This window comes from Pseudoxanthomonas daejeonensis (assembly GCF_010093205.1).
Lineage (GTDB): Bacteria > Pseudomonadota > Gammaproteobacteria > Xanthomonadales > Xanthomonadaceae > Pseudoxanthomonas > Pseudoxanthomonas daejeonensis.
Map to the genome: position 1 here is coordinate 135,621 of NZ_PDWN01000010.1, position 26,322 is coordinate 161,942.

The following is a 26,322-nucleotide window of genomic DNA, read 5'->3' on the forward strand; positions in this document are numbered from 1 at the left end:
CGCTTCGGCGGGGTTTTTCGTTTGCGATGGCGCCGCGGCGCATCGTCCCTGCACGGGGCGCCGTCATGACCGGTGCTAACGTAGCCTTCCCGCCCCTGCTTCCGCATACCGCATGCATCGTCGCGCCCCGACCACGCCGATCGCCCTGATCCTGCTCCTGCTTCTGGCCGCGACCTGGCCGGCGCGGGCCCAGGTGCCGTCGCTGGACCAGGGGCGGCAGCAGCTCGAACGGATCGGAGCGCAGCTGGACGAGGGCAAGGACAAGGATGCCGCCTCGCTGCAGTCCGCGCGCGATGTGGTCCTGAAGGTGCAGGCGCAGGCAGAGAAGACCGTTGCCGAGCGCACGCCCCAGCTGCAGAGCCTGGACGCGCGCCTGGCCGAGCTGGGCGACAGTCCGGCCGCCCAAGGGCAGGAAGCCCCCGAGGTCACCCGCGAACGGCGCGACTTGCAGCGCCAGCGCAACGACCTGGATGCCGAGCTGCGCCAGGCCCGCCTGGCTTCGGTGGAGAGCGGCCAGCTGCTGGACAGGATCGCCGCCGAACGCCAGGAGAACTTCCACCAGACCCTGTCCGAGCGCACCACCCCGCCCTGGCACCCGCGCTTCTGGCGCGACCTCGGCGAGAGCCGCGCGCGCGACGATGCGCGCCTGTCCGGCCTGTGGAAGGACACCCGACAGGTCGTCGCACAACGCTGGCAATCCGGCCCGCTGCGCTCGTCCCTCTACTTGGCGCTCGCCGCACTGGTCGCCGTCGTGGTCGGCTGGTTCGGCGCACGCAAAGTGCCGCGCCTGGTCGGCAGGCACATTCCGCCCGGACCGTTGCGCCGCTCCGCCCCGGCCATGGCCCGGCTGCTGCTGTCGACGTTGGCCGCCTGGTGGATCGTAGGCCTGGTGCATGCCGCGCTGCTGCCGGCCAACCCACCCGCTGCCGTCGCCCAGCTTGCCGGACTGGCCGGTGGCCTGCTGGTGTTCGCCACGTTCGTGACCACCGTTGGCGCGGTGCTGCTGGCGGTACGCAGCCCCTCCTGGCGCCTGCCCGCGATTTCGGACGAAGGAGCGCGTGCGCTGCGGCCGATGCCGCTGGCTGCGGCCTTGGCGATCATCGTGGCGAGCTTCGCGCAGCAGCTTCCCGCGCTCGTCAATGCGAGCCTGCCCTTGGCCGTCGCACTCACCGCCCTGGCCGCGCTCGTATCCACATCGGCCGTGCTGCTGGGCCTGCTGCGCGTGCACCGCCTGCATGCGCGATACAGCCAGGCCGCTGCCGAGGCGGGTGCCGCGGAGCCGGCCACGGAAAAGCCGCACTTCCGGCCCTGGATCAACATCGCCACCAGCGTGGGCTGGGTGGGCGTGGCGATCTGCCTGCTCGGCCTGGTGACCGGCCACGTGGCGCTGTCGGGTTTCATCGCCCTTCAGCTGCTGTGGACGGGCGTGGTGCTCGCCACGCTCTACCTGGGCATGCGCTTCATCGACGACCTGGTCTGTTCGGTGCTCGGCTCCAAGGGCCTGGCCGGACGCCGGATCAACAGCCGCTTCGGCCTGGATCCGCGCCATGTCGAACGCATAGCGGTGGTGCTGTCGGCGGTGCTGCGCACCTTGCTGGCGCTGGTCGGCCTGATTGCGCTGGCCATGCCCTACGGCGCCAGCGGCGACGACCTGATCGATCGCGCCCTCGGCCTGGCGCGCGGCATCAGCATCGGCGAGCTGGTGCTCAGCCCCACCAACGTGGTCCGCGCGATCGGCGTGTTCCTGCTTGCTTCCGGGGTCTTCCACCTGGTCAAGCGCTGGCTGGCGCGGCGCTACCTGCCGACCACGAAGATGGACGAGGGCATGCGCGCCTCGGTCGTGAGCCTGTTCGGCTACGCGACGGTGGTGCTTGCCGTGGTGATGGCGCTGGCCGCCATCGGCGTCGGCCTGGAGCGGATCGCGTGGATCGCGAGCGCGCTGTCGGTCGGCATTGGCTTTGGCCTGCAGGCGATCGTGCAGAACTTCATTTCCGGCCTGATCCTGCTGGCCGAACGCCCGGTCAAGGTCGGCGACTGGGTGGTGGTCGGCGACGCCGAGGGCGACATCCGCCGGATCAACGTGCGCGCCACCGAGATCCAGACCGGCGACCGGACCACGGTACTGGTGCCCAATTCGGAGCTGATCACCAAGACGGTGCGCAACCGCACCTTCTCCAACGCCGAGGGACTGGTGAAGATCGTGCTGCCGATGCCGCTGGCCACGGATGCGGACCTGGTCCGCGACCTCCTGCTGGAGGTGTTCCGCGAACATCCGGGCATCCTCGACGCGCCGGCGCCGGCGGTCCTGATCGACGGCATCGACAAGGGCCAGGTGCTGTTCAACGCCACCGGCTTCGTCTCCACGCCAAGGCAGGCGGGGAACACGCGCAGCGCGCTGCTGTTCGAGATCCTGCGCCGGCTGCGCCAGCTCAACATCCGCATGGTGTAGCGGCGACCGCCCGGCAACGCACCCGCGCTCAGCCCACCAGGCGCAGTCGCAGTTCCTTGGGCAGGGCGAAGACCATGTCTTCCGGCTCGCCGTCCAGCTCGCTGACGCCCTCGGCGCCCAGTTCGCGCAGGCGCGCGATCACCCCGTCGACCAGCACCTGCGGTGCGGACGCGCCTGCCGTCAGGCCGATGTGGCGCTTGCCCGCCACCCACGACGGCTCGATCTCGTGCGCACCGTCGATCAGGTAGGACTCGACGCCTTCGCGCCGGGCCAGCTCGGCCAGTCGGTTGGAATTGGAGCTGTTCGGCGAGCCGACCACCAGCACCAGGTCGCAACGCCCGGCCAGTTCGCGCACCGCGTCCTGGCGATTCTGGGTGGCGTAGCAGATGTCGTCGTGGCGTGGCCCCTGGATCGCGGGATAACGCTGGCGCAAGGCCTCGATGATCCCGCGCGTATCGTCCACCGACAGGGTGGTCTGGGTCGTGTAGGCCAGGTTTTCCGGCTGGCCGACCTGCAGCGTGGCGACCCCGTCGATGTCCTCGACCAGGTGGATCGCACCGCCTTCGTTCTCGCGGCTCCACTGCCCCATCGTGCCCTCGACCTCGGGATGGCCGGCATGGCCGATCAGGACCACGTCGCGTCCGGCACGGCAATGCCGCGCGACCTCGAAGTGGACCTTGGTCACCAGCGGACAGGTCGCATCGAACACCTTCAGCCCGCGCCGGTCGGCCTCTACGCGCACCGCGCGCGAGACGCCGTGGGCACTGAAGATCACCGTGGCGTTGTCCGGCACCTCGTCCAGCTCCTCGACGAACACCGCGCCGCGGGCCTTGAGGTCGTCGACCACGAACCGGTTGTGGACGACTTCGTGGCGTACGTAGATCGGCGCTCCGAGGGTTTCGATGGCGCGCTTGACGATCTCGATCGCGCGGTCGACGCCGGCGCAGAAACCGCGGGGATTGGCGAGGATGACGTCCATGGTTCAGGACCCGGTTGGTGGAGTGCGCGCGGCGGAGGCTGGCGACAAGGCTCGCACAGGCATCATGAACCCGCCTTCCGCCGCTTGCCATCGAACAGCCCGAACAGCGCGATACCCACCGCCCCGCCGACGATCGCCGCATCGGCGATGTTGAACGCCGGCCAGTAGTGCCCGCGCCAGTACCACTGCACGAAATCGACCACGTGGCCATGGACGAGACGGTCGATCACGTTGCCCAGCGCGCCGCCGATCACCAGCGAGTAAGGCAGTGCCTGGCGCCAGTCGCCGCGCGGCGTGCGCCACAGCCACCAGCCCAGCAGGCCGCAGATGGCGAAGGCGAGCACGGTGAAGAAGATCGCCTGCCAGCCGCCGGCATCGGCCAGGAAGCTGAAGGCCGCGCCGGTGTTGTAGGTGCGGTACCAGTTCCAGAAGCCGTCGATCACCGGTACTGCGGTGTATTCGGGCAGGCTGGACAGCACCCAGGCCTTGCTCCACTGGTCCAGGACGATGATCGCCGCGGACAGCAGCAGCCAGGCCATGGCATTGGGCTTGGGTCGCGTCGTCGTGATGCTCAGAACCACCTCCGATCTTCGCCCGGGCCTTCGATATTGGAGACGCAGCGCCCGCACAGCTCCGGGTGCGACGCATCCGAGCCGACATCGGCGCGATGGTGCCAGCAACGCACGCACTTGACCTTGCCGGTCGGTTGCGCGCTGACGAAGATGTCCTCGGTCTGCGCCGCGACCACCGAAACGTCGCCACTGATGAACAGGAAGCGCAGCTCCTCGGCCAGCGGCTGCAGGTGCGACGCCGCATCCGCGCCGGCGGTCAGCGTGATCTCCGCCTCCAGCGCGGCGCCGATCTGGCCGCTGGCCCGCATCGGCTCGAGCACCTTGGCGACCTGTTCGCGCAGGGCCAGCAGCTTGTCGAAATCGGCCGCGCCCACCTCCGCGTCGGCCGGCAGCGGCGCAAGGCCTTCGTACCAGGTGGCGAACAGCACGTTCGCCTCACGGCGCCCGCCCTCGGTGGACGCCGGCAGGTATCCCCACAGCTCGTCGGCGGTGAAGCTCAGCACCGGTGCGATCCAGCGCACGAACGCCTCGGCGATCCGGTACATCGCGCCCTGCGCGCTGCGCCGGCCGCGCGAGTCGCCGCGCATGGTGTACAGGCGGTCCTTGGTCACGTCCAGGTACAGCGAGCCCAGGTCGACGCTGCAGAAATTGAGCAGCGCCTGCACGATCTCGGCGAAGTCGTAACGTGCATACGCAGCCTTGATCTTCTCCTGGAGCTCGAAGGCGCGATGCACGATCCAGCGATCCAGTGCGACCATTTCCTCCAGCGGCAGCAGGTCGCTGGCCGGATCGAAGCCGTGCAGGTTGGCGAGCAGGAAGCGCGCGGTGTTGCGCAGGCGACGGTACGCGTCGGCGTTGCGCTTGAGGATCTCCTGCGACAGCGACATCTCGTTGCTGTAGTCGGCCGAGGCGATCCACAGGCGCAGGATGTCCGCGCCCAGGGTCTTCATGATGTCCTGCGGCTCAATGCCGTTGCCCAGCGACTTGGACATCTTGCGGCCATGCTCGTCCACGGTGAATCCGTGGGTCAGGCACTGCCGGTACGGCGCAGCCTTGTCGATCGCGATGCCGGTGAGCAGCGAAGACTGGAACCAGCCGCGATGCTGGTCCGAACCTTCCAGGTACAGGTCGGCAGGCTTGCCCAGGCCACGCTCGAGCAGGACCGCTTCATGGGTGACGCCGGAATCGAACCAGACATCGAGGATGTCGGTGATCTTGTCGTAGTCCTTCGCTTCGTCGCCCAGCAGTTCGGCGGCGTCCAGCGTGTACCAGACATCCACGCCCCCCTGCTCGACCCTGTCGGCGACGGCGCGCATCAGTTCGATGCTGCGCGGATGCGGCTCACCGGTCTCGCGGTGCACGAACAGCGCGATCGGCACGCCCCAGGTGCGCTGGCGCGAGATCGTCCAGTCCGGGCGCCCCTCGACCATGCCGGCAATGCGGGCCTTGCCCCACTCCGGGTACCAGGTGACGGTGTCGATTGCGGCCAGCGCATCGGCACGAAGTCCCGCCTGCTCCATCGAGATGAACCACTGCGGCGTGGCGCGGAACGCGATCGGGGTCTTGTGCCGCCAGCAGTGCGGATAGCTGTGCTCCAGCTTGCTGAAGGCGAGCAGCGCACCGCCCTGCTTCAGCACGTCGACGATCGCGTCGTTCGCCTTCCAGATATGCAGGCCCGCGAGTTCGACGCCATGGGCGGCAGGAGTCGATGGCAGGTACACGCCGCGCCCGTCCACCGGATTGAGCTGGGCGGCCGTGTACTTGTCGATCAGGCCGTAGCGCTTGCCGACCACGTAGTCGTCCTGGCCGTGGCCGGGCGCGGTATGCACGGCGCCGGTGCCGTCTTCGGCCGACACGTGGTCACCGAGGATGGCCGGGATATCGCGTTCGTCGTAGAACGGGTGGGCGAACAGCAGGTTCTCCAGCGCGGCGCCTTGCACCCGTGCATGCACCACCAGCCCGGTCACGCCGTAACGCTGCAGCGCGCGCTCGGCCAGCGCATCGGCGAGCACCAGCCAGCGGCGCTTGCCTTCGTGCGGCGGCCCCTCCACCAGCACGTATTCCAGGTCCGGGCCCAGCGACACCGCCAGCGAGGCCGGCAGCGTCCACGGGGTGGTGGTCCAGATCGGCAGGGCGACCTCGACATCCGCCGGCACCTCGATGCCGAATGCCTGCCCGAGCGCCTGCGCGTCACGCGCGGCGTAAGCCACGTCGATCGCCGGCGAGAGCTTGTCCTGGTACTCGATCTCCGCCTCTGCCAATGCCGAACCGCAGTCGAAGCACCAGTGGACGGGTTTGACGCCGCGGGTCAGGTGGCCGTTGTCGACGATCTTGGCCAGCGCGCGGATCTCGTTGGCCTCGAAGCGGAAATCCAGCGTCATGTAGGGGTTGTCCCAGTCGCCGATCACGCCCAGGCGCTTGAAGTCCTTGCGCTGGATTTCGATCTGCGACTGCGCGTACTCGCGGCACTTCTGCCGGAACTCGACCGCGTCGAGCTTCACCCCGACCTTGCCGTACTTCTTCTCGATCGCGATTTCGATCGGCAGTCCATGGCAGTCCCAACCCGGCACGTACGGCGCATCGAAGCCGGCCAGGTACTTGGACTTGACGATGATGTCCTTGAGGATCTTGTTGACCGCATGGCCCAGGTGGATCGCGCCGTTCGCATAGGGCGGGCCGTCGTGCAGCACGAACAGCGGGCGGCCATGGGCATGCGCGCGCAGCTGCGCGTACAGGCCATCGGCTTCCCAGCGCGCCAGGGTGTCCGGCTCGCGCTTGGGCAGGTCGCCGCGCATCGGAAATTCCGTGGCCGGCAGGTGGAGGGTGGCTTTGTAGTCTTGGGTCACGTCGTCTACCGTCGCGCGGCGGCCAGGTTGTCTATTGGAGAGTCCGCACACGGATGCGCGGGCTTTTGCGAAGGATTCGCACTGTCGAGATCCGCGCGTGGATGTGCGGATTCTTGCGAGGGATTGGAACTGTCGGAGTCCGCGCCTAGCTGAGCGGGGATCGCGGCCTCGGCCAGGAGGCGACGTGCCTGCGCCGCGTCGCGGTGCATCTGCTCCGTCAGCGACTGCAGGTCGGCGAACTTCTCTTCGTCGCGCAGCTTGGCGACGAACTCGACCTGCAGGTGGCGCCCGTACAGGTCGCCGGCGAAATCGAACAGGTGGGCTTCCAGCAAAGGCTCGACGCCATCGACGGTTGGCCGGGTACCGAAGCTGGATACCGAGGGCGACGGCCGCGGACCCACGCCGTGGACCCACGTCGCATAGATCCCCGACAACGCGGGCGCCTTGGGGAAGCGCAGGTTGGCGGTAGGAAAACCGAGCGTGCGGCCGAGCTGGCGTCCACGCACCACGCGTCCACCGATCGAGTACGGGCGCCCGAGCAACGCCGCCGCCTGGCTGAAGTCGCCCGCGCGCAGCGCTTCGCGGATGCGGGTACTGGAAACGCGCTCGCCCTGCGCATGCACCGGCGCGATCTCGCCGGCGGTGAACCCGAGCTCGCCGCCCATGGCCTGCAGGAGGGCCAGGTCGCCGCCACGGCGGTGGCCGAAGCGGAACTCGGGCCCGATCCACACCTCGCGCGCACCCAGCCTGCCGGCAAGCACGCGGCGGACGAAGTCCTCCGCCGGCATCGCCGACAGCGCGGCGTTGAAACGCAGCAGGCCCAGCAGGTCCACGCCCAGTCCAAGCAGGGCCTCGATCCGGTCGCGCGGCAGGGTCAGGCGCGGCGGTGGCGTTTCGCGGGCGAAGAATTCGCGGGGCAGCGGCTCGAAGCTCAGCGCCACCGTGGGCACGCCCAGCGCCTGCGCCCGCGCGACGGCGTGATGCACCAGGGCCCGGTGGCCCAGATGGAGGCCGTCGAAGGCGCCGATGCAGACCACGCTGCCGCGCGGGCACAGGGACCCGCCATCGACGTCACGGAACAGCCTGCTCATCTATCTCTTCAAGACCCGTGGATCGCCCGTGGCGCCGGCGTGGCGCCGGCCCGGGCCGAACGCCGAAGTATAGCCGGCGCGGCCGGCGCGGCGCCTTCTGGGCCGACCCGCCAGGCACGGGAATCGCAGCCAGCAGATCGACGCGGTCAGTGACGCAGATGCCGGGGCCGCAGCCCCAGCGCGAACAGGACCAGTCCGTAGCAGGCGCCCCCGGCCGCGATGACACCCATCAGCCAGCCGACCCGGGTGGCGACCCCGTGGAGGTCGGTCCACTCACCGATCCAGCTCCGCGCCGCCAGCACGGTCACCGCCATCGCCCCGCAGGCGAGCGCGAGGCGCAGCGCGAACCTTCCCCAGCCAGGCGCGGGCCGGTAGAGCCCGGATTGCCGCAGCACCCTCCACAGCAACCAGGCGTTGATCATTCCAGCCAGCGCCGTCGCCAGCGCGATGCCCGCATGGCTGCCCGGCACGTTGTTCCGCCACAGCGGCGTGACGATGGCGACGGTCAGCACCACGTTGGCCACGACGGTCCAGATCGCCGCGCGCATCGGCGTCCTCGAGTCCTGGCGGGAGAAGAATGCCGGCGCCAGCACCTTGCTGAGCATGAACGCCGGTACGCCCAGGCTCATCGCACTCAGGCTGTACGCAGCCATGCGCGTGTCGAAACTGGTGAAGTGCCCGTAGTTGTAAACCGTGGCGGTGATCGGCTCGGCCAGCAGCAAAAGGCCCAGGCCCGCCGGCAAACCGGCCAGCAAGGCCATGCGCAGGGCCCAGTCAAGCGAGGCGTTGTAGCCCTCGGCGTCGGCAGCGGCGTGCCGGCGCGACAGGTGGGGCAGGATCACCGTGCCCAGCGCCACCCCGAACAGCCCCAACGGGAATTCGACCAGGCGGTCCGAGTAGTAAAGCCAGTCCACGCTTCCGGCCGCCAGCAGCGAAGCGAACGCGGTGCCGACGATCAGGTTCACCTGCGCCACGGAGGACGAAAACAGGGTGGGCAGCATCAGTCGCGCGACCTTGCGTACATCCGGATGCCCGAAGCCCGGGCGCAGCCGCGGTCGCAACCCCAGCCGCCCCAGCACCGACCACAGCAGCACCAGCTGCAGCACGCCGGCCACCAGCACGCCCCACGCCAGCCCCACCGGTGGCACCTCGAAGCGGGGCGCCAGCCAGAACATGGCCGCGATCATCGTCAGGTTGTGCAGCACCGGAGTGAAGGCCGGCAGCCCGAAACGGCCCGTGCTGTTGAGGATCGAGGCCGCCAGCGACATCATCGAGATGAAGAGCAGGTACGGGAACGTGATCCTCAGCATCTGCGCGGTCTGCGCCAGCAGCTCGGGATGGTCGGCCCAGCCCGGTGCGAACAGGCGGGCGATGAGCGGCGCGGCGAGCATGCCCAGCGCGCAGACCACCATCACCACCGCGCACAGCGCGCCGGCCATGTGGTCGATGAACGACCGGAGCGCGTCCCTGTCGCCCCGCTCCTTGATCTCGTTGAGCACGGGCACGAACGCCATGGCCATCGAGCCCTCGGCGAACACCCGGCGCAGGAAGTTCGGGATCCGGTAGGCCACGATGAAGGCGCTCATCGCCCCACCGGTACCGAACAGGGTCGCCTGCAGCATGTCGCGGCCGAAGCCTGCGAGGCGCGACAACAGGGTCATGGAGCTGAACACCGCGGTCGAGCGCAGCAGCCGGGGACCGCTCATCGGGCCACCTTCCCGGCCCCGGGCGCGGCCTGGCCAGCGCGGTTGACGCAAGTAATTGAATCCGCCATAATTTCGCGTTCGCTGTATCCCACACCGTATCCGCAACAGTTTTTCAGGAATCCACCGCCGTGGCCAATATCAAGTCCGCCAAGAAGCGCGCCAAGCAGACCGTCGTGCGCAACGCGCGCAACGCTGCCCAACGTTCGCAGCTCCGTACCGCCGTCAAGAAGGTCCTGAAGGCCCTGGACGCCAACGACGCCCCCGGCGCCGAAGCCGCCTTCGCCACCGCGCAGCCGATCCTGGACCGTTTCAGCTCGCGTGGCCTGATCCACAAGAACAAGGCTGCCCGCCACAAGAGCCGCCTGACCGCCCGCATCAAGGCGCTCAAGGTCGCCTGATCCCGACGCGACGGCGCCCGGCCCCGCGGCCGGACCGTCCAGGCGGCGAATGCGCGCAACGAAAAACCCGGCTTCGGCCGGGTTTTTTGTCGTTCCCGCCAGATACTCAGCCTGCGGCATCTTCGCGCGCTTCCGCCTCGGCGATGCGCTGCCGGTCGAGGAAGGACATCACCTCGAGCATGATCGGCCAGGTGCCCTCGCGGCCCAGCGCCGAGACCAGGAACCACGGCTGGTCCCAGCCCAGTTCCGCCACGATCTGCGCGGCACGCTCGGCGGCCTCGTCCTCGAACATCAGGTCGGCCTTGTTGAGCACCAGCCAGCGCGGCTTGGCCAGCAGCTCAGGGTCGTGCTTGCCTAGCTCGCGCTCGATCGCGCGGACCTGTTCGGCCGGCGAAACACCCTCGACCCCGCCCTCCATCGGCACGATGTCGACAAGGTGCAGCAGCAGGTGGGTGCGCTGCAGGTGGCGCAGGAACTGCGCGCCCAGCCCAGCACCATCCGCCGCCCCCTCGATCAAGCCCGGGATGTCGGCGATGACGAAGCTGCGGTGCATCTCGACGCTGACCACGCCCAGGTTCGGATAGAGCGTGGTGAACGGATAGTCAGCCACCTTGGGCGTGGCCGCGGACACGGCGCGGATGAAGGTGCTCTTGCCCGCGTTCGGAAAACCGAGCAGCCCGACGTCAGCGAGCAGCTTCAGCTCCAGCTTCAGCAGGCGCTCTTCGCCCGGTTCGCCCGGCGTGGCCTGGCGCGGCGACCGGTTGATCGAACTCTTGAAATGCATGTTGCCCAGGCCGCCCTTGCCGCCGCGGGCCACCAGCAGGCGGTCGCCATGCCGGGTGAGGTCGCCGATCACCTCGTCGGTGTCGACATTGGTGATGACGGTACCGACCGGCACCTTGACGATCTTGTCGTCGCCGCCCTTTCCGTACATCTGCCGACCCATGCCGTTCTCGCCGCGCTGCGCCTTGAAGATGCGCTCGTGACGGAAGTCGACCAGGGTGTTGAGGTTCTCGTCGGCGACCAGCCAGACGCTGCCGCCACCGCCGCCGTCGCCGCCGTCGGGACCGCCCAGCGGGATGAACTTCTCGCGGCGGAAGCCAATGCAGCCGTTACCGCCATTGCCGGCGATGACATCGATTTCTGCTTCGTCGACGAGTTTCATGGGCACGGAACCGGAAAGGAAAGGATTGCCGGTGGCCGGCACAGTCTACCGGCGCGGCGCGGAAGCGCGGCCCCGGGTCGGGAGGTCAGGCGCACCGTGCGCCTGGAAACGGAAAGCCCCGCCGGAGCGGGGCTTTCCCTGCGTCTCATCCGCCTTGAAGGTGCCGCGCCAGGCGCGGCACGGAATCAGGCTTCAGCGACGACGCTGACCGTACGACGCTTGGCCGCACCCTTGGTGCCGAACTCGACCTTGCCGTCGACCAGCGCGAACAAGGTGTGGTCACGGCCCAGGCCGACGCCGGCGCCCGGATGGAACTGGGTGCCACGCTGACGGACGATGATGTTGCCGGCTTCGACGACCTGTCCGCCAAAAATCTTGACGCCCAGGTACTTCGGGTTGGAGTCGCGGCCGTTGCGGGTAGAACCACCAGCCTTTTTATGTGCCATGACTGCTTCTCCTTACTTGCTGTCGCCACCGGCAATGCCGGTGATCTCGATTTCGGTGTAGTACTGGCGATGGCCCTGCCGCTTCATGTGGTGCTTGCGGCGGCGGAACTTGATGATCCGGACCTTGTCGCCGCGGCCGTGGCCGACGACCTTGGCGGTCACGCTGGCGCCGTTGAGCGCGTCGCCGACCTTGATGCCATCGCTGTCGCCGAGCAGCAGGACGCTGTCGAACTTGATCTCGTTGCCGACTTCGGCCTCGAGCTTCTCGACGCGGAGCGTTTCGCCCTGCGCCACGCGGTATTGCTTACCGCCGGTTACCAGAACTGCGTACATGACCAGGTATTCCTCTGTAGTTATTATGGTCGCCGCCTGCCATCGAGGGCAGACAGGAGCGGGATTATAGGGAATTCAGCCGGTTACGCGCAACCGGCCCCTCCCGCCACCGGACACCGGTTCAGCCGGGCGCCCAAGGCGCCGGATCCAGCCCTGCGGCCGGGTAGTCGACGAAGGCCCCGGACCCCGGGCGGACCCGGCGGCCGGTCCGGATCACCGCATGCCGCTGGTCGGGACCGGGCAGTCAGGCAGCGGTGCAACCACCCCCCTCTCCCAGGTGCACGCCCCCGGGCCGGCCAGAGCGGCATCGCGCGGCGCCTCTCCGTGGCCGCTTCCGAAGCCGCCCGGACGGGGATTTCGGAGGTCCGCCCATCCAGGCCTGCACACTTCAGGTGTCCTGGGGACCGATGCGCCCGGCCCGGAGCAGGCAGTCGTCCCCGGCTAGGTGGGCGGGCACGACCGGATCGCCCCACGGCTCAGGGGGTCCGGGCGAGGTGCACGGCAGCCGCCGCTCGACCACGGGCCACCGCCGGAGCGCCGCCCGGCCGCCGCCCTGGCCCGGGCCGGGGGCGCCGCGTTCGTTCAGCCTCGAATTCGCGGTGGCGCCGTGGGGGCGATCACCCCGTCTCGACGCGAGTCGAAGTCGCCGACCGCACCTGAACCGGAATGCGCCTGGGGCCGGCAGCGGCGGTTGGGTATCCGGGGAATTGCCCCCAAATCGGCAGGCCGGTAGGCTGACTGATTGGCCTTCCCCCAGCCTACCAACGGACCCCCTGCCCGATGGCGATGGACACGATCCGCATCCGCGGAGCTCGCACACACAACCTCAAGAACATCGACCTCGATCTGCCGCGCGACAAGCTGATCGTGATCACCGGCCTGTCCGGATCGGGCAAGTCCTCGCTGGCCTTCGACACCATCTACGCCGAAGGCCAGCGCCGCTACGTCGAATCGCTTTCGGCCTACGCCCGGCAGTTCCTCAGCGTGATGGAGAAGCCCGACGTCGATCACATCGAAGGCCTGTCGCCGGCGATATCGATCGAGCAGAAGTCGACCTCGCACAACCCGCGCTCGACGGTCGGCACGATCACCGAGATCTACGACTACCTGCGCCTGCTCTACGCGCGGGTGGGCATGCCACGCTGCCCGGACCACGGCTATCCGCTCGAGGCACAGACCGTCGGCCAGATGGTCGACCAGGTGCTGGCGCTGGGCGAATCCGAAGAAACCCGCGAACAGCGCTGGATGCTGCTTGCGCCGGTCGTGCGCGACCGCAAGGGCGAGCACGCCCAGGTCTTCGAGCAGCTGCGCGCACAGGGCTTCGTCCGCGTACGGGTCAATGGCGATCTGCACGAAATCGATGCGGTACCGGCCCTGGCGCTGCGGCAGAAGCACACCATCGAGGCGGTGGTCGACCGGTTCCGCCCGCGCGAGGACATCCGGCAGCGACTGGCCGAATCGTTCGAGACCGCACTCAAGCTCGGCGACGGCATGGCGATGGTGATGTCGCTGGACGATGCCGCCGCGCCGCCGCAGCTGTTCTCGTCCAAGTATTCCTGCCCGGTCTGCGACTACTCGCTGCCCGAGCTCGAGCCGCGCCTGTTCTCGTTCAACGCGCCGATGGGCGCGTGCCCCTCCTGCGACGGATTGGGCATGGCCGAGTTCTTCGATCCGGCGCGCGTGGTCGCGCACCCGGAGCTGTCGCTGGCCGCGGGCGCCGTGCGCGGCTGGGACCGCCGCAACGCCTACTATTTCCAGCTGATCACCTCGCTGGCCAAGCACTACCGCTTCGACGTCGACACCCCGTGGCAGGGCCTGCCCGACGCGGTGCGGCAGGCGGTGCTCTACGGCAGCGGAGAGGAAGTGATCGGCTTCACCTACCTCACCGAAAGCGGCGGCCGCGCCCAGCGCAAGCACCGCTTCGAAGGCATCATCAACAACCTGGAACGCCGTTACCGCGAGACCGAGTCGGCCGCGGTCCAGGAAGAACTGGGCAAGTACATCAGCGAGCGCGCCTGCCCGGACTGCGGTGGCGCGCGCCTGAACCGCGCCGCGCGCAACGTCTTCGTCGCCGACAAGCCGCTTCCGTCCCTGGTTGTGCTGCCCATCGACGAGGCCCTGACCTTCTTCCGCTCGCTCAACCTCGCCGGATGGCGCGGCGAGATCGCGACCAAGATCGTCAAGGAGATCAACGAACGGCTCGGCTTCCTGGTCGATGTCGGCCTCGACTACCTGACCCTGGAGCGCAAGGCCGACACCCTTTCCGGCGGCGAGGCACAGCGCATCCGCCTGGCCAGCCAGATCGGCGCCGGCCTGGTCGGCGTCATGTACGTGCTCGACGAACCCTCGATCGGCCTGCACCAGCGCGACAACGAGCGCCTGCTCGGCACGCTGACCCGGCTGCGTGACCTCGGCAACACGGTGATCGTGGTCGAGCACGACGAGGACGCGATCCGGATCGCCGACCACGTGCTCGACATCGGGCCCGGCGCCGGCGTGCACGGCGGCGAGATCGTCGGCGAAGGCACGCTGCAGGACATCCTCAAGGCGCCGCGCTCGATCACCGGCCAGTACCTGTCGGGCAAGCGCCAGATCGAGGTGCCGGCCAAGCGGCACAAGGCGAACCCGAAGATGACCCTGCACCTGCGCGGGGCCACCGGCAACAACCTCAAGGGCGTGGACCTGGACATCCCGGCCGGGCTGATGACCTGCATCACCGGCGTGTCGGGCTCGGGCAAGTCGACCCTGATCAACGACACCCTGTACGCGCTGGCCGCCAACGAGATCAACGGCGCCTCGCACCAGGCCGCGCCGTACCGGGAAGTCGAGGGCCTGGACCTGTTCGACAAGGTCGTGGACATCGACCAGTCGCCGATCGGTCGCACGCCGCGCTCCAACCCCGCCACCTACACCGGCCTGTTCACGCCGCTGCGCGAGCTCTATGCGCAGGTGCCCGAGGCGCGCGCCCGCGGCTATTCGCCCGGCCGCTTCAGCTTCAACGTGCGCGGTGGACGCTGCGAGGCCTGCCAGGGCGATGGCCTGATCAAGGTGGAGATGCACTTCCTGCCGGACGTGTACGTGCCTTGCGACGTGTGCCATGGCAAGCGCTACAACCGCGAAACCCTGGACATCCTTTACAAGGGCCACAGCATCCACGACGTGCTCGACATGACCGTCGAGGACGCGCTGAAGCTGTTCCAGCCGGTGCCGGCGATCGCTCGCAAGCTGGAAACCCTGGTCGACGTGGGCCTGAGCTACGTCAAACTCGGCCAGAGCGCGACCACGCTGTCGGGCGGTGAGGCACAGCGGGTGAAGCTGTCCAAGGAACTGTCGCGGCGCGACACCGGGCGCACGCTCTACATCCTCGACGAGCCGACCACCGGCCTGCACTTCCACGATATCGAGCACCTGCTCGGCGTGCTGCACCGCCTGCGCGACGAGGGCAACACCGTGGTGGTGATCGAGCACAACCTGGACGTGATCAAGACCGCCGACTGGGTCGTGGACCTGGGCCCCGAGGGCGGGCATCGCGGCGGCCAGATCGTCGGTACCGGCACGCCGGAGGACATCGCGGCCAATCCCGCCTCACATACCGGCCGCTTCCTGTCCAAGCTGCTGCCCGCGGGCAAGGGGCCGCGCGGCAGCAAGCCCGCCGCGACGCCCCGTCCCGCCGTGCTGCCCCCGCGCAAGAACGCGACCAAGAAGAAGGCCTCCCGATGAGCGACACCGCGCCGGCGCAGGATCCGCGCAAAGTGCTGGCCCGCATCCCGATCAGCGTGCGCTGGCGCGACATGGACAGCATGGGCCACGTCAACAACGCCAAGTACATCGCCTACCTGGAAGAAGCACGCGTGCGCTGGATGCTGACGGTGCCCGGGGTGTCGATGACCGATCGCATCGCGCCGGTGGTCGCGGCCAACAACATCAACTACAAGCGCCCGCTGACCTGGCCGCACGACGTCATGGTCGAGCTCTACGTCGACCGGCTCGGCGGCAGCAGCGTAACCATCGGCCATCGCATCGTCGACCTGAAGGACAACAGCGTGCTGTATTCGGACGGCAATGTCGTCGTGGTCTGGATGGACACGCAGACCGGCAAGAGCGCACCGCTTCCGGAAGCAATCCGCAACGCCTCGACCTGATCCGCGCCGCTAGGGCGCGGCCTTGCGCACCGTCAGCGTGGCGGGCACTTCGCGCCCGCCTTCCAGCACCAGCACCAGCGGCACGCGCTCGCCCTCGGCCAGCGCGGCATCGGGTTGCATCAGCATCAGGTGCAGCCCGCCCGGTTGCAGCACGGCTTCGGCCCCGGCGGCGACCGGCAGCCGTTCGATCTCGCGCATGCGGCTGACGCCGTCGATCAGGCGCGTCTCGTGCAGCGACACTTCGCCGAAGCGGGGACTGCGGACCGCGACCAGCGCCTGCTCCGTGGCGCAGCCGTTCTCGATGCGGCCGAAGCCGGCGAGCATCGGACGCGGCGCGGGCGGCATGCGGATCCAGCCCTCCTCCAGGGACACACAGGCAGGATCTGCCGGCACGGGCGTCGCCGCGGACGCAGCCTGCATGGCCAGCAGCACAAGCGCGAACGCGGACAGCGGGGATCGGATATGCATGCGCCTATGATAACGGCCATCTTCGACGCTTCACTGGACGGGACATGACCACGCACGTACAGATCCTGGACCACGGCCGCATCCGCGAACTGCGCCTGGCCCGCCCGCCAGCCAATGCGCTCGACCCGGCCCTGTGCCGCGCCCTCATCGCAGCGCTGGATGCCGCCGTCGCCGGCGATGCCGATGCGGTGGTGCTTTCGGGTGCGCCCGGCATGTTTTCGGCCGGACTCGACGTGCCACACCTGATGTCGCTGGGCGAAGACCGGCATGCATTGCGGGCAGCCTGGGGCGCGTTCTTCGGTGCGGCACGTGCGCTGGCCGGACTGCGCATCCCGGTGGTCGCGGCGATCACCGGGCATGCGCCTGCCGGCGGTTGCGTGCTGTCGCTGTGCTGCGACTACCGGGTGATGGCGCGCTCGACCGATCCCGCCAAACCCTATGCGCTGGGCATGAACGAGACCCAGGTGGGCCTGGCCGTACCTGACGGCGCGCAACAGCTGATGCGGCGCGTGGTCGGCCGGCATCGCGCCGAGCGGCTGCTGGTGGCCGGCAGCATGGTCGCGGCCGAAGAGGCCTTGAGGATCGGGCTGGTGGACGAACTGGCCGGGGTCGACGACGTGGTGCCGCGCGCGATCCTCTGGCTGCAGGACCTGCTGCGGCTGCCGCGCGCACCGATGCTGCAGACCCGCGCACTGGCCCGCGCCGACCTGGTGCAGGCGCTGGACCCGGAACACCTGCACCTGGACCGCTTCGTCGACGGCTGGTACGAAGCGGATACCCAAGCGGGCCTGCGCGCCCTGATGGCCAAGCTCGGCAAGTGAGACGCGCGACGCTTGGCGCCGCCTGCGGAACCTAGGCGCCGCCGGTCGCCACCGGGCGCGACGGATCGGAGATCCAGCCGCTCCACGAGCCGGCATACACCTTGACCCCGGGCAGTCCGGCATGCTCCATCGCCAGGAGCAGGTGGCATGCGGTCACTCCGGAACCGCACATCAGCACGGCGTCGCTCGCGGCGCGTCCGTGCAGCAGCGGCAACAGCTCCGCGCGCAGCGCTTCGGCCGAACGGAAGCGCCCCTCGTGCAGGTTCTGCGCGAACGGGCGGTTGATCGCGCCGGGCACATGCCCAGCCACCGGATCGATCGGCTCCACCTCGCCACGGAAGCGTTCGCCACCGCGTGCATCGATCAGCCAGCCCGGCGCCTCGCCCAGCCGCGACGCCACCTCTTCGACCCCCGCGATGCGACTGCGGTCGAAACCCGAAGCCGGATATGGCGGCAAGGCTTGCGGCATTTCGACGGTCGCCGTCTCCGCCAGGCCCGCAGCGCGCCAGGCGGCCAGCCCACCATCGAGGACGGCCACGCGCTCGTGGCCCATCAGCTTCAGCAGCCACCAACCGCGCGCGGCCGCCATGCTGCCATCGCCTGCGTCGTAGAAGACGACCTGGTGGTGCGGGGCGACGCCCCATTCGCCGAGGCGGCGCGCGAGCGCTTCCGCCTGCGGCAGCGGGTGCCTGCCCTGCCCGGTGATCGAATGGTCGGACAGGTCGCGGTCCAGGTCGGCGTACTGCGCGCCCGGCAGGTGCGAATGCGCATAGAGCTTCGCCGGATCCGGCCCGCCGGGCGTGATCGCGGCGACGGCACGCGCGTCGAACAGGCGCAGCCCCGGATCACCCAGCGCCGCGGCCAACGCGTCCACCGAGACCAGCGTGTTCCAGCTCGCATCCGTCATGTGCCTTGCTCCAGCCGTCGTCGCAGGTTGTAGAGGATGGCCGCGGTCGCGCCCCAGATCCGCTGCCCGGGCCAGTCGTATTCGAGCACGCTGCGGCGGCGGCCGCGGAATTCCATCTCGACCTGGTGCAGGTGCGCGGCCGACATCAGGAACTCGAACGGCACCTCGAAGACTTCGGCCACTTCGCCCGGATGCGGGCGCGGGACGTAGTCCGGATCGATCACCGCGACCACCGGGGTCACCCGGAAGCCGCTGATCGTCAGGAACGGGTCGAGGAAGCCCAGCGGCGCCACCTGGGAAACCTCCAGCGCGATCTCCTCATTGCTCTCGCGCAGCGCGGCACCGAGCACGCCGGCATCCTCGCGCTCCACCCGGCCGCCGGGAAAGCTCACCTGGCCCGCGTGGTGGCGCAGCGCATCGGTGCGCCGGGTCAGCAGCACCTGCGTGCCCGCCGCGCCGCGCGGGACCAGCCCGACCAGCACCGCCGCTTCGGCCAGCGCCTCGCTACCCGGCAACAGGTCGTCGAGTTCGGAACGGTTCCAGCCGTCGCCCGCGGGCGGTTGCCGCAACGGATACAGCACCTCGCGCAGCCGCTCGCCTTCCTGCAGCTGTTCGAGGAAACGGAAACGCGCGCGCTCGCGGTCGGACAGGACGGTCGCCATCATCCGCCGCCGCTCGGAGTCGTCCATCCGCGACCACTGCCCGATCTCGTCGCCGGTGCGCAGGCAGCCCGTGCACAGGCCGTCGGCGTCGAGCCGGCACACCCGCACGCAGGGGCTGGCCGGCGCGGGCGAGGCGGCGCGGGAATCAGGGAAGACGATGGACAGCACGCAGGTCCGCACATGTGGGGGGAAGCGTACCGCGGAACGCTTCCTGCAGAACGCATCCGGTAGAAACGACTGCGCCGGCATCGAGCCGGCGCAGAAGGACGACGCTGTGGCGACTACTTATTACTTGATCGCGACCAGCTTGATCTCGAACACCACCGCCACGTTCGGCGGGAACGGCGTCCGCGGATCGGCGCCGTAGGCCTTGTCCGACGGCAACGCCACTTCCCACTTGGAACCGGCCGGCATCTGCAGCAGCACTTCGCGCATGGCGGCCATCTCGACGTCGCTGACCTTGATGCTCGGGATCTGCTGCGCCGGACGCGGCTGCTCCGGACGCTGGCCGAACGGGAACGGGCCGGCGACTTCAAGCTGCACGGTGCTGGCCTGGGTCGGCTTGGCGCCCTTGCCCACTTCGATGATGCGGTACTGCACGCCGCTGGCCAGGGTCTGCACGCCGGCCTTGGCCTTGTTCTGGGCCAGGAACTGGTCGGACTTGGTCTTGTTCTCGGCGGCGGCCTTGTCGTACTGCGCCTTGGCCTGCTGCGCCCGGGCCTGCTCGCGCTTCTGGAACGCTTCCAGCGCCGGCTTCAGCTGCTCGGCATTGATCACCGGCTGCTTCTTGGCCAGCGCGTCCTGCACGCCCTTGACCACCGAAGCGGAGTCGATCTGCTCGCCGCGCTCGACCAGCTCGGCCAGGTTGTTGCCGTAGTCGTAGCCGAAGTAGTAGCTCAGCTTGCCCTTCTCGGACGTGGTGTCCTGGGCGAAGGCGCTGCCGGCCAGGGCCAGGGCCGCGATGGCGACAGCGATAGGACGCAACTTCATCTGGATCGTTCTCCGGGAAAGGGGACGCCGGGCAGATCCCGGCAGTAACGGACGCGCTAGGATAGCCGCCGCATCGGCGGCCCGCCAGCGCGGGTCAGGGCTTCGGACCAGCCCCCGGTCGGGAAGTTCCCGCGCCGGCCTTCACATTCCCGACCAGGAGCCCTGCCCATGACGGCCAATCCCGTCCTCAGCCGCGACACGGACGGCGTCCGCACCCTCACCGTCGACCGGCCCGACAAGCTCAATGCCCTCAACCGGCAGACCCTGCAGGCGCTGGACGACGCGTTCGCCAGCGCCGCCAACGACCCGCAGGTCCGGGCCGTGGTGCTCACCGGCAGCGGCGCGAAGGCCTTCGTCGCCGGCGCCGACATCGCCGAGATGAATGCGCTGACCGCAATCGAGGGCCGGGAGTTCTCCCTGCTCGGCCAGCGCCTGATGCGCAGGATCGAGCGCTTGCCCAAACCCGTCGTCGCAATGGTGAACGGCTACGCACTGGGCGGAGGGCTGGAACTGGCCATGGCCTGCCACCTGCGCATCGCCGCGGACAGCGCGCGCCTGGGCCAGCCGGAGGTGAACCTGGGCCTGATCCCCGGCTTCGGCGGGACCCAGCGCCTGCTGCGGCTGGCCGGCCGCGCCGCGGCGCTGGAACTGTGCCTGACCGGCGCACCGGTGGACGCGGTGCGTGCGCTGCAGCTGGGCCTGGTCAACCGGGTCGTGCCGGCGGCCGACCTGGAAGCCGAGACGATGAAGCTCGCTGCCCAGCTGGCGGCGGCCGCGCCACTGGCATTGCGCGGCGTGCTCGACGCGATCGTGCTCGGCGGCGAATGCGGGCTGGAGGAGGGGCTGCAGTTCGAGAGCGCGCAGTTCGCCCTGCTGTTCGCCAGCGAGGACATGCGCGAAGGCACGACCGCGTTCCTCGACAAGCGCAAGCCGCAGTTCCACAACCGCTGACTTCGGCCCACGGAAAGACACCATGGCCCGCACGTCCGGCACCCAGGCACCCCACTCGAGTTTGCAGGCACGGCTGCTGGCGTCGCTGCAGGCCGGCGATGTCGACTCCGCGCTGCGGGCCGGGCTGATGGAATACGCAGCGTCGGAGGACGCGATGGACGCCCCCATCCGGACGATGCAGCAGCAGTTGCATACCGCCTGGGCGGCCCGCGAACGGTACCGGGCGCGCGAGCTCCGCCTGGCGCGCCGCGCTGCAGAACGGGACGAACGTCGCGCGCCCTCGGCGGCAGGGGTGGCTGCAGCCGTTGCACCGGCACCGGCTGCCGCCAAACAGGCCTTGCCGGCCGCCGCCGCCGCCGCGCTGGCGCGTGCACGCGCACGGGCCGCGGGGCGTGGGGACGGATGAAGACGCCGTCCCCTCGCGGCCGCGCGAGAAAGCCTGCATCGGGCAAGGCCTCCACCGCCGCAACGGGCAATGCCACCGGGCGCAAGCCGGCCGCGCGACGCGTCAAGCTGATGAGCCGCGCCGAGGTGCAGGAGATGTTCACGCGGCTGCGCGAACTCGATCCGCATCCGACCACCGAACTGGAGTACAGCACTCCGTTCGAACTGCTGGTCGCGGTGATCCTGTCCGCCCAGGCCACCGACGTGGGCGTGAACAAGGCGACCCGGCGGCTGTATCCGGTGGCCAACACGCCCCAGGCGATCCTCGCGCTGGGCGAGGAAGGACTGAAGCGCCACATCGCGACCATCGGCCTGTTCAACGCCAAGGCCAGGAACGTCATCGCGACCTGCCGGATACTCGTCGACCAGCACGGCGGCCAGGTTCCGCGCGAGCGCGAGGCACTGGAGGCGCTGCCCGGCGTCGGCCGCAAGACCGCCAACGTGGTCCTCAACACCGCGTTCGGCGAACCGACGATGGCCGTCGATACCCACATCTTCCGCGTCGCCAACCGCACCGGGCTGGCCCCGGGCAAGGACGTGCGCGCGGTCGAGGACCACCTGCTCAAGCGGATTCCGGCCGAATTCCTCCACGACGCGCATCACTGGCTGATCCTGCACGGACGCTACGTGTGCAAGGCGCGCAAGCCCGATTGCCCGCAGTGCGTGATCCGCAGCCTGTGCCGGTTCCCGGACAAGACCCCCGTCGATCCAGCGCGGTAAACGTTGCCGGCGCGCGGGACAGGCGATCGGCGCAATCGCGCATCGTGATCCGCTGCGCGGACGCGTGCGGCCCGCAAAAAAAAGGACGCCCCGCGATCGCGGGGCGTCCGGTCACCTCATGGCGAGGCCGCTTACCAGGCGAACTGCGTGCGCAGCGCGTACTGGCCGGTCTGGTCGCCGTTGACCTCGTTGTCGCCCTGCGTGTAGTTGAACATGAAGCGCAGGTTGGGATTGACGTAGTAGTTGACGCCCAGGATCACGCTGGTCGCTTCGCGGTTTGCGATGTCCTTGTTCTCGATGGTGTCGTAGCGCGCGGTCAGCTCCCACAGGCCCTTGTCGATCTTGGACGAACCGAACACGCCGGTCGGCGCCTTGTACACCTTGTGCCCGCCGTTGATCAGCCAGCTGCCCTGCAGGTACCAGGTGGTGATGTCCTGGTCGCCGGTGAGGGGCTGGCCGAAGGTCGCGTTCACGTATTCGCCCTGGAAGAACAGCGGGCCGAACGCGCCGGCGGCCTCCAGGCCGTAGGAGGTGACCTGGTTGCGGCTGGCGCCGGTGGTGGTGGCGATGGTCTGCGCCGGGCCGCGGCGACCGGCGTAGTTGGCCACGGCGACCAGGTCGGCCGAACCCTGGTTGTTGTTCTCCTGGCTGACCCAGCCACCGAAGTGCAACGTTTCATTGTCGTTGTTGATCGGCGCCCAGGTCACGCGGCCCGAGGCGCCCATGCCCTCGTTGCGCACGCCGGAGGCGCTGCGCAGGTTGAACACGGTGAAGCCGGCGGTGTAGTTCTCGCCCGCCTTCTGGTAACCCACGCCCTGCTGGAACTGGCGGCCGTTGAACAGGCCGGTCGCCGAGGCGAACGGACGCTCCATCATCAGGATCTCGTTGGAGCTGGTGAGCTCCTCCATCGAGCGATACGGCTTGAACTGGCCGATCGTGGCCTTGCCGCCCCACAGCGCGGTTGCGATGTAGGCATCGCGCAGGCCGTCCAGGTTGGTGCCGGCGGCGAAATCCTGCTCCAGCTTGTAGTCCCAGCCCAGTGCCTTGCCGGCCAAGGTGAGGCGGGCGCGGCGGAACTCGCTGGTGCCGGTGGTGGCGGCGATGTCGCGATCGAAGGCGTAGGCATCGAAGTGGATGCGGCCGCCGATCGATGCTTCGAACTTCTTGTCCGGCGAGGTCACCTTGATCCCGCCCTTGGTCTCCAGCTTGGGCGTGGTCGCTGCGATGTTCTCGATGTTCTGCTGGGTGCCGACGTTGATGTCCGACTGCGCATCGGTGCGCGTCTCGAGCTCGGCGACCTTTTCCTGCAGCGCGGCCAGCTGCGCCTTCAGTTCGGCCAGCTCGGCGCTTTCGGCGGCGGCGGCATCGAATGTCATGGTGCCGAGGGCCGCGGCGAGCGCGACGGCGAGGTAGGAATAACGCATGGGACTCTCCGGTGGTGGTGGTTTGCGTGCACGGCGCGCCGTTCCGCTGGGAACGTGAAGCACCCGTTAAACGCCGCGCAGCTTGCGACTCCCGTCTGACAGGCGCGCGACCACCACATGACAGAACGATGACCGCGCCGTGCCGCCACGCCGGGGCGGCTCGCCTCCGGCCCCGACATCCGCTGTCACATTCCGGTCATCGGCGCTACGCGGTGCTGTCATCGCCCGGTTATGCAATGGCCGCCGCTGGACGCGATGGGATTGCGTCCGCCCACCACCCATCCGCTGCATACGGAGTTTTCCCGTGAACGCCACGTTCAAGACCCGCGTCGCCGCCGCGCTCATCGCGGCCGCTTCCTCGATTTCCCTCGCCCACGCCAACGACGTGACCGGCGCAGGCGCGTCCTTCATCTATCCGGTCATGTCCAAGTGGTCGTCCGACTACAAGGGCACGACCGGCAAGCAGGTCAACTACCAGTCGATCGGTTCGGGGGGCGGTATCGCCCAGATCAAGGCGGCCACCGTCGACTTCGGCTCCTCCGACGCCCCGCTCAAGCCGGAAGAGCTGGCCAAGTACGGCCTGGCCCAGTTCCCCTCGGTGATCGGCGGCGTGGTGCCGATCCTCAACGTGCAGGGCATCGCCCCGGGCGCGCTGAAGCTCGATGGCGCGACCCTGGCCAACGTGTTCCTCGGCAAGATCACCAAGTGGAACGACCCGGCGATCACGGCACTGAACCCGGGGCTGTCGCTGCCGGACGCCAAGATCACCGTGGTCCACCGTTCGGATGGTTCCGGCACCACCTTCAACTTCGCCAACTACCTGTCCAAGGTCAGCCCGGAGTGGAAGGAGAAGGTCGGCGAAGGCACTTCGGTCCAGTGGCCGGCCGGCATCGGCGGCAAGGGCAACGAGGGCGTGGCCGCGTACGTCAAGCAGATCAAGGGCGGCATCGGCTACGTCGAACTTTCCTACGCGCTGCAGAACAAGCTGGCCCACGCTTCGCTGAAGAACGCCGCCGGCAAGTTCGTGCAGCCCAACGACGAGACCTTCGCCGCCGCCGCCGCGAGCGCCGACTGGGCCAAGGCCAAGGATTTCTACCTGGTCATGACCAACGCCCCGGGCGACAACTCCTGGCCGATCACCGCGACCAACTTCATCCTGATGTACAAGCAGCCCAAGAACGTGGCCGGTGCGAAGAACGCCCGCGACTACTTCAAGTGGGTCTATGCCAACGGCGATGCGCAGGCACGCCAGCTGGACTACGTGCCGCTGCCCGACGCGCTGGTGAAGCAGATCGAGGCCTACTGGGCGCAGAACCTGAAGTTCTGAACGGCGAGCCCCTCTCTCCCCTCGCCGTTCACCCCGGAGCGCGGACCCCAGGTCCGCGCTCTTTCTTTTTCGGCGCAGTGCCGCAGAGGGCCGCTGCCCCGCCCCGGCCCTCCCCGTCACGCACTTTCCCGTCCGCCACGCGGTCCGGGCAGCGGTTCCGGCGGGGCAAAGACAGCGCGCAAGCCCCGCGCTGCGGACGTGTCGGCAATCCCCGGACGGCGCGTCATACGGCTGTCACAAAAACATCATTTCATACGCCCATCCGCCGGCCCGCCCGGCCAAGACCCCGCAGTGAGCCCATGAAGCACGCCCCGGTCCGCCTCCTCACCCTGTCCTTCGCCACCGTCCTGGCCCTGGCCGCCTGCAAGCCCGCCGGCGATGCAGGCACGGCCGCTGCCGGCAGCACCGATCCGCAGGCCGCCCCGGCTGCGGCCGGCGAGAGGGTCGCCGCGCAGATCTCCGGCGCGGGCGCGTCCTTCATCTATCCGCTGGTGTCGAAGTGGTCGGCCGACTACAACGCCGCGACCGGCAACAAGGTCAACTACCAGTCGATCGGCTCGGGCGGCGGCATCGCCCAGATCAAGGCCGGCACGGTCGATTTCGGCTCCACCGACAAGCCACTGCCCAGCGATGAGCTGGCCGCGGCCGGCCTGGGCCAGTTCCCGTCCGCGATCGGCGGCGTGGTCCCGGTGTTCAACCTCGAAGGCGTGCAGCCGGGCCAGCTGCGGCTGACCGGTCCGCTGCTGGCCGACATCTTCCTGGGCAAGGTCGCCACCTGGAACGACCCGGCCATCGCCGCGGCCAATCCGGGCGTCGCCCTGCCCGCGGAGAAGATCACCCTGGTGCACCGCTCCGATGGCTCGGGCACCACGTTCAACTTCAGCAACTACCTGTCCAAGGTCAGCGGCGAGTGGAAGGGCAAGGTTGGCGAAGGTACTTCGCTGCAGTGGCCCGCCGGCGTGGGCGGCAAGGGCAACGAGGGCGTCGCCGCCTACGTGAAGCAGATCAAGGGCGGCATCGGCTACGTCGAACTGGCCTATGCGCTGCAGAACGGCATGCCGTACGCGTCGCTGCAGAACGCGGCCGGCCAGTGGGTGCAGCCGAACGCCGATTCGTTCGCAGCCGCCGCGGCCAGCGCCGACTGGGCCAGCGCGAAGGACTTCAACCTGGTCATCACCGACGCGCCCGGCGAGCTGGCGTGGCCGATCACCGCGACCAATTTCATGCTGATGCACAAGCAGCCCAAGGATGCCGCGCGCAGCCAGGCGACCCTGGACTTCTTCAAGTGGGCCTTCGAGCAGGGCCAGCCGCAGGCGCAGGCGCTCCACTACGTACCGCTGCCGCCGGAACTGGTGCAGAAGATCGAGGCCTACTGGGCGACCGAGTTCAAGTAAGCGCACGCACGCCTGGCGCCGCGATCGCGGCGTCGAAACGCGCCGCGGAGCCGAAGGTCCGGTCCCTCCCACCAGACCCCCTCGCTC

23 protein-coding genes are annotated in these 26,322 nt (G+C 69.0%); 10 read left to right on the top strand and 13 right to left on the bottom strand.

The genetic code is table 11. The features are described from left to right. Positions 1-112 precede the first annotated feature (112 nt). Positions 113-2,449, top strand: a complete 2,337-nt coding sequence (locus CSC65_RS11505) for a DUF3772 domain-containing protein (RefSeq protein ID WP_162410715.1) — start codon at positions 113-115, stop codon at positions 2,447-2,449. Positions 2,450-2,477: 28 nt separating this feature from the next. On the opposite strand, the gene ispH is transcribed toward CSC65_RS11505, so the two are convergent. The 5 genes from ispH to murJ form a co-directional block, all read right to left on the bottom strand. Continuing rightward, positions 2,478-3,428: a 4-hydroxy-3-methylbut-2-enyl diphosphate reductase gene (gene ispH, locus CSC65_RS11510; RefSeq protein WP_162410716.1), complete on the bottom strand. Its 951-nt coding sequence runs from the start codon at positions 3,426-3,428 to the stop codon at positions 2,478-2,480. A gap of 62 nt (positions 3,429-3,490) precedes the next feature. Continuing rightward, positions 3,491-3,967, bottom strand: coding sequence for a signal peptidase II (gene lspA, locus CSC65_RS11515; protein ID WP_162410717.1), 477 nt, complete (start codon positions 3,965-3,967; stop codon positions 3,491-3,493). A gap of 32 nt (positions 3,968-3,999) precedes the next feature. Then, a complete protein-coding gene (ileS, locus tag CSC65_RS11520; protein WP_162410718.1) occupies positions 4,000-6,846 on the bottom strand; it encodes an isoleucine--tRNA ligase in 2,847 nt (948 codons plus the stop codon). A 5-nt stretch (positions 6,847-6,851) separates the two neighbouring features. After that, a complete protein-coding gene (locus tag CSC65_RS11525) occupies positions 6,852-7,937 on the bottom strand; it encodes a bifunctional riboflavin kinase/FAD synthetase (protein WP_162410719.1) in 1,086 nt (361 codons plus the stop codon). Positions 7,938-8,083: 146 nt separating this feature from the next. Next, positions 8,084-9,643: a murein biosynthesis integral membrane protein MurJ gene (murJ, locus tag CSC65_RS11530; RefSeq protein ID WP_162410720.1), complete on the bottom strand. Its 1,560-nt coding sequence runs from the start codon at positions 9,641-9,643 to the stop codon at positions 8,084-8,086. A 128-nt stretch (positions 9,644-9,771) separates the two neighbouring features. On the opposite strand from murJ, the gene rpsT reads away from it, so the two are divergent. Further along, a complete protein-coding gene (gene rpsT, locus CSC65_RS11535; RefSeq protein ID WP_162410721.1) occupies positions 9,772-10,041 on the top strand; it encodes a 30S ribosomal protein S20 in 270 nt (89 codons plus the stop codon). Between the two features lie 106 nt (positions 10,042-10,147). On the opposite strand, the gene obgE is transcribed toward rpsT, so the two are convergent. The 3 genes from obgE to rplU form a co-directional block, all read right to left on the bottom strand. Then, the gene (gene obgE / locus CSC65_RS11540; RefSeq protein ID WP_162410722.1) at positions 10,148-11,206 is read right to left on the bottom strand and encodes a GTPase ObgE; all 1,059 of its coding nucleotides are present in this window, start codon (positions 11,204-11,206) and stop codon (positions 10,148-10,150) included. Positions 11,207-11,391: 185 nt separating this feature from the next. Continuing rightward, positions 11,392-11,652, bottom strand: a complete 261-nt coding sequence (gene rpmA / locus CSC65_RS11545; RefSeq protein WP_162410723.1) for a 50S ribosomal protein L27 — start codon at positions 11,650-11,652, stop codon at positions 11,392-11,394. 12 nt (positions 11,653-11,664) lie between these two features. Next, a complete protein-coding gene (gene rplU / locus CSC65_RS11550; RefSeq protein WP_162410724.1) occupies positions 11,665-11,985 on the bottom strand; it encodes a 50S ribosomal protein L21 in 321 nt (106 codons plus the stop codon). A 780-nt stretch (positions 11,986-12,765) separates the two neighbouring features. Here rplU and uvrA point away from each other — a divergent pair. Both uvrA and CSC65_RS11560 read left to right on the top strand, forming a co-directional pair. After that, on the top strand, positions 12,766-15,705 hold the full coding sequence (uvrA, locus tag CSC65_RS11555; RefSeq protein ID WP_162410725.1) for an excinuclease ABC subunit UvrA: 2,940 nt from the start codon (positions 12,766-12,768) through the stop codon (positions 15,703-15,705). Continuing rightward, positions 15,702-16,127: an acyl-CoA thioesterase gene (locus CSC65_RS11560; protein ID WP_162410726.1), complete on the top strand. Its 426-nt coding sequence runs from the start codon at positions 15,702-15,704 to the stop codon at positions 16,125-16,127. Before uvrA ends, CSC65_RS11560 begins: the two co-directional genes overlap by 4 nt. Before the next feature lie 9 nt (positions 16,128-16,136). Here the strand turns inward: CSC65_RS11560 and CSC65_RS11565 are convergent, their stop codons facing one another. Next, positions 16,137-16,595 carry a copper chaperone PCu(A)C gene (locus CSC65_RS11565; RefSeq protein WP_162410727.1) on the bottom strand — a complete coding sequence of 153 codons (459 nt, stop codon included), beginning with the start codon at positions 16,593-16,595 and terminating at the stop codon, positions 16,137-16,139. A gap of 44 nt (positions 16,596-16,639) precedes the next feature. Between CSC65_RS11565 and CSC65_RS11570 the strand changes: the two genes are divergently transcribed. After that, the gene (locus tag CSC65_RS11570) at positions 16,640-17,416 is read left to right on the top strand and encodes an enoyl-CoA hydratase/isomerase family protein (RefSeq protein ID WP_162410728.1); all 777 of its coding nucleotides are present in this window, start codon (positions 16,640-16,642) and stop codon (positions 17,414-17,416) included. 31 nt (positions 17,417-17,447) lie between these two features. Here CSC65_RS11570 and CSC65_RS11575 read toward each other — a convergent pair whose 3' ends face one another. The 3 genes from CSC65_RS11575 to CSC65_RS11585 form a co-directional block, all read right to left on the bottom strand. Then, positions 17,448-18,323: a sulfurtransferase gene (locus CSC65_RS11575; protein ID WP_162410729.1), complete on the bottom strand. Its 876-nt coding sequence runs from the start codon at positions 18,321-18,323 to the stop codon at positions 17,448-17,450. Further along, entirely contained in the window at positions 18,320-19,153 is an 834-nt protein-coding gene (locus CSC65_RS11580) for a CoA pyrophosphatase (protein WP_238390370.1), read from the bottom strand. The genes CSC65_RS11575 and CSC65_RS11580 overlap by 4 nt, the downstream gene beginning before the upstream one ends. Positions 19,154-19,273: 120 nt before the next feature. Then, positions 19,274-19,975, bottom strand: coding sequence for an FKBP-type peptidyl-prolyl cis-trans isomerase N-terminal domain-containing protein (locus CSC65_RS11585; RefSeq protein WP_162410731.1), 702 nt, complete (start codon positions 19,973-19,975; stop codon positions 19,274-19,276). A 168-nt stretch (positions 19,976-20,143) separates the two neighbouring features. Here CSC65_RS11585 and CSC65_RS11590 point away from each other — a divergent pair, with 168 nt between their 5' ends. The 3 genes from CSC65_RS11590 to nth all read left to right on the top strand — a co-directional run bounded on the left by CSC65_RS11590 (position 20,144) and on the right by nth (position 22,090). After that, positions 20,144-20,926 carry an enoyl-CoA hydratase/isomerase family protein gene (locus tag CSC65_RS11590; RefSeq protein WP_162410732.1) on the top strand — a complete coding sequence of 261 codons (783 nt, stop codon included), beginning with the start codon at positions 20,144-20,146 and terminating at the stop codon, positions 20,924-20,926. Between the two features lie 22 nt (positions 20,927-20,948). Then, a complete protein-coding gene (locus tag CSC65_RS11595; protein ID WP_238390371.1) occupies positions 20,949-21,332 on the top strand; it encodes a hypothetical protein in 384 nt (127 codons plus the stop codon). Between the two features lie 110 nt (positions 21,333-21,442). Beyond that, a complete protein-coding gene (gene nth, locus CSC65_RS11600; RefSeq protein ID WP_238390373.1) occupies positions 21,443-22,090 on the top strand; it encodes an endonuclease III in 648 nt (215 codons plus the stop codon). 131 nt (positions 22,091-22,221) lie between these two features. Here the strand turns inward: nth and CSC65_RS11605 are convergent, their stop codons facing one another. Beyond that, positions 22,222-23,514, bottom strand: coding sequence for an OprO/OprP family phosphate-selective porin (locus CSC65_RS11605; protein WP_162410734.1), 1,293 nt, complete (start codon positions 23,512-23,514; stop codon positions 22,222-22,224). Between the two features lie 304 nt (positions 23,515-23,818). Here CSC65_RS11605 and pstS (CSC65_RS11610) point away from each other — a divergent pair, with 304 nt between their 5' ends. After that, a complete protein-coding gene (pstS, locus tag CSC65_RS11610) occupies positions 23,819-24,841 on the top strand; it encodes a phosphate ABC transporter substrate-binding protein PstS (protein ID WP_162410735.1) in 1,023 nt (340 codons plus the stop codon). Between the two features lie 299 nt (positions 24,842-25,140). Continuing rightward, positions 25,141-26,235 carry a phosphate ABC transporter substrate-binding protein PstS gene (pstS, locus tag CSC65_RS11615; RefSeq protein WP_162410736.1) on the top strand — a complete coding sequence of 365 codons (1,095 nt, stop codon included), beginning with the start codon at positions 25,141-25,143 and terminating at the stop codon, positions 26,233-26,235. Positions 26,236-26,322 lie beyond the last annotated feature (87 nt).